General features: G+C 60.8%; 2 protein-coding genes and 1 pseudogene. 2 read left to right on the plus strand and 1 reads right to left on the minus strand.

The window, feature by feature from the left end; all coding sequences use genetic code 11:
- Nucleotides 1–448, minus strand: a pseudogene (locus tag HP547_RS28220) (flagellar basal body P-ring formation protein FlgA); the annotation flags it as partial.
- A gap of 77 nt (nucleotides 449–525) precedes the next feature.
- Here HP547_RS28220 and HP547_RS28225 point away from each other — a divergent pair.
- Entirely contained in the window at nucleotides 526–1455 is a 930-nt protein-coding gene (locus HP547_RS28225) for a chemotaxis protein CheV (protein ID WP_172232027.1), read from the plus strand.
- 51 nt (nucleotides 1456–1506) lie between these two features.
- Complete coding sequence (gene cheR, locus HP547_RS28230) at nucleotides 1507–2334, plus strand: protein-glutamate O-methyltransferase CheR (protein WP_172288765.1); 828 nt, start codon at nucleotides 1507–1509, stop codon at nucleotides 2332–2334.
- Nucleotides 2335–2743 lie beyond the last annotated feature (409 nt).

The following is a 2743-nucleotide window of genomic DNA, read 5'->3' on the forward strand; positions in this document are numbered from 1 at the left end:
GCTCGCGCAGGGCCACGTCGCCTTCGCCCACCACGTTGTCACGCTTGAGCGGGCGGGTTACCACTACCACGTCGCGGAACAGGCGCACGGTAGCCGGCACAAACACCGTCCACGGTGCGGCGCTGTCACAGCGTACCCGCACTGTCACCCGGCCCAGCGGTAGCGCGGGGCTTTCCAGCGAGGCGTCCAGCTGCTGGCTGCACAGCGGCATGCGCAGGCGCGGGTCCAGCGGGTTGACCTGGATTTCGTAGCGGCCGGCTGTCTGGGTGGTGGCCAGATAATCTTCGACGGTGAATTCAAGAAACCCTTGGGTGACACCGATAAGCTGTTCAGGCAAGGTGAACGCGTCCGCTACCGTGCGAACGCCGGGCACCAGCAGGCACAGGGTTGCCAGCAAGCCAGTCAGCAGGTGCGTCAATCGTCGGAAAAATGTCGTTTTCGTGTGCATGGCGCTCAAAAAAGCAAAGCCCGTGCCGACTCGCTACCTGAGTTGCAACCAAAGGCTGAAATGTAAAGGAGTCTGGCATGGCGGGTGTTATGGATTCGGTCAACCAGCGCACGCAGCTGGTGGGGCAGAATCGCCTGGAATTGCTGCTGTTCCGCCTCAATGGCCAACAGCTGTACGGCATCAACGTATTCAAGGTCAGGGAAGTGCTGCAGTGCCCTGCACTGACCCTGCTGCCCAAGGCGCACCCCGTGGTGCGTGGCGTTGCCAACATTCGCGGGGCGACCATCCCGATCCTCGACTTGTCGATGGCCACCGGGTTGCGGCCGTTGGAGGAAGAGACGCGCAACAGCTTCGTGATCATCACCGAGTACAACACCAAGACCCAGGGTTTCCTGGTGCACTCGGTAGAGCGCATCGTCAACATGAACTGGGAAGAAATCCACCCGCCACCCAAGGGGACCGGCCGCGACCACTACCTGACGGCGGTGACCCGGGTGGACAACCGCATGGTCGAGATCATCGACGTGGAAAAGGTGCTGGCCGAAGTGTCGCCGTCGTCCGAGTCGGTGTCGGTCGGGGTGATCGATGCCGAAACCCAGGACAAGGCTGTGCTGTTGCGGGTGCTGACCGTCGACGATTCATCGGTGGCGCGCAAGCAGGTCAGCCGTTGCCTGCAGACCGTGGGGGTCGAGGTGGTGGCACTCAATGACGGCCGTCAGGCCCTGAACTACCTGCGCCAGCTGGTGGATGAGGGGAAAAAGCCGGAAGAAGAGTTCCTGATGATGATCTCGGACATTGAAATGCCGGAAATGGACGGCTATACGCTAACGGCAGAGATCCGCAGCGACCCACGCATGCAAAAATTGCACATCTGCCTGCATACTTCGCTTTCCGGGGTGTTCAACCAGGCGATGGTCAAGAAGGTCGGTGCCGATGACTTCCTGGCCAAGTTCAAGCCGGACGATCTGGCCCAGCGGGTGGTCGACCGGATCAAGGCAGCGCATTGAAGCAGCCGGGGTACGCCCCGGCACCAGTGATTGAAAAGAGGCGGCAAAGTAGTGTCTACGGGTAATTTGGATTTCGAACAGTTCCGGGTCTTCCTGGAGAAAGCCTGTGGCATCCTGCTGGGCGAGAACAAGCAGTATCTGGTTTCCAGCCGTCTCAACAAGCTGATGGAACAACAGGGCATCAAGAGCCTGGGCGAGCTGGTGCAGCGCATCCAGACCCAGCCGCGCAGCGGTTTGCGCGAGCAGGTGGTCGATGCCATGACCACCAACGAGACCTTGTGGTTTCGCGATACCTACCCGTTCGAAGTGCTGAAGAACAAGGTGATCCCCGAGTTCATCCGCAACAACCCCGGCCAGCGCCTGCGCATGTGGTCGGCGGCCTGTTCGTCGGGGCAGGAGCCGTATTCCATCTCGATGGCCATCGACGAATTCGAGCGCAGCAACCTTGGCCAGCTGAAGATGGGGGCGCAAATTGTTGCCACCGACCTGTCCGGCACCATGCTGAACAACTGCAAGACCGGCGAGTACGACAGCCTGGCGATTGCCCGCGGCCTGTCGCAGGAGCGCCTGCAACGTTACTTCGACCCCAAGGGGGCCGGGCGCTGGGCAGTGAAACCGGCGATTCGCAGCCGGGTCGAATTCCGCTCGTTCAACCTGCTGGACAGTTATGCCAGCCTGGGCAAGTTCGACATCGTGTTTTGCCGCAACGTGCTGATCTACTTCTCGGCGCAGGTGAAGCGCGACATTCTGTTGCGCATTCACAGTACCCTGAAGCCGGGCGGGTACCTGTTCCTGGGGGCTTCGGAGGCGCTGAACGGGTTGCCGGACCATTACCAGATGGTGCAGTGCAGCCCGGGGATCATCTACCAGGCCAAGTAAGCCCAAAGGCCGGCAGCGACAATTGCCGGCCTTTTTGTTGCCTGTCAGGGCCTTATCGCCGGCAAACCAGCTCCCACAAGTACTGCACAAATGCTGAGGCCTGTGCTGGCCCTGTGGGAGCTGGCTTGCCGGCGATGCAGGCGGCGCGGTGCCGACGTCAATTTTTTGGTTTGCCGCTCTTGCCGCCCGGCAATTGCCGCTTTCGCCGCACAAGGCGGAAGGCCTTTGCCGCTTTTCTGGCATCAAGCCCACCGAACGCTGCCTCGCAGCCCAGTGTTTCCAGGCTTTGCAGTGGTTGGCACAGCCCTTGCTATACCTTGCTCAACGATATTCCGGTCAACCTCCGAAGGTTTCCCCGACATGAGCATCAGCTTCGACAAGGCGCTTGGTATCCACGAAAAGGCCCTGG

Source organism: Pseudomonas sp. CM27 (assembly GCF_013179515.1).
Lineage (GTDB): Bacteria > Pseudomonadota > Gammaproteobacteria > Pseudomonadales > Pseudomonadaceae > Aquipseudomonas.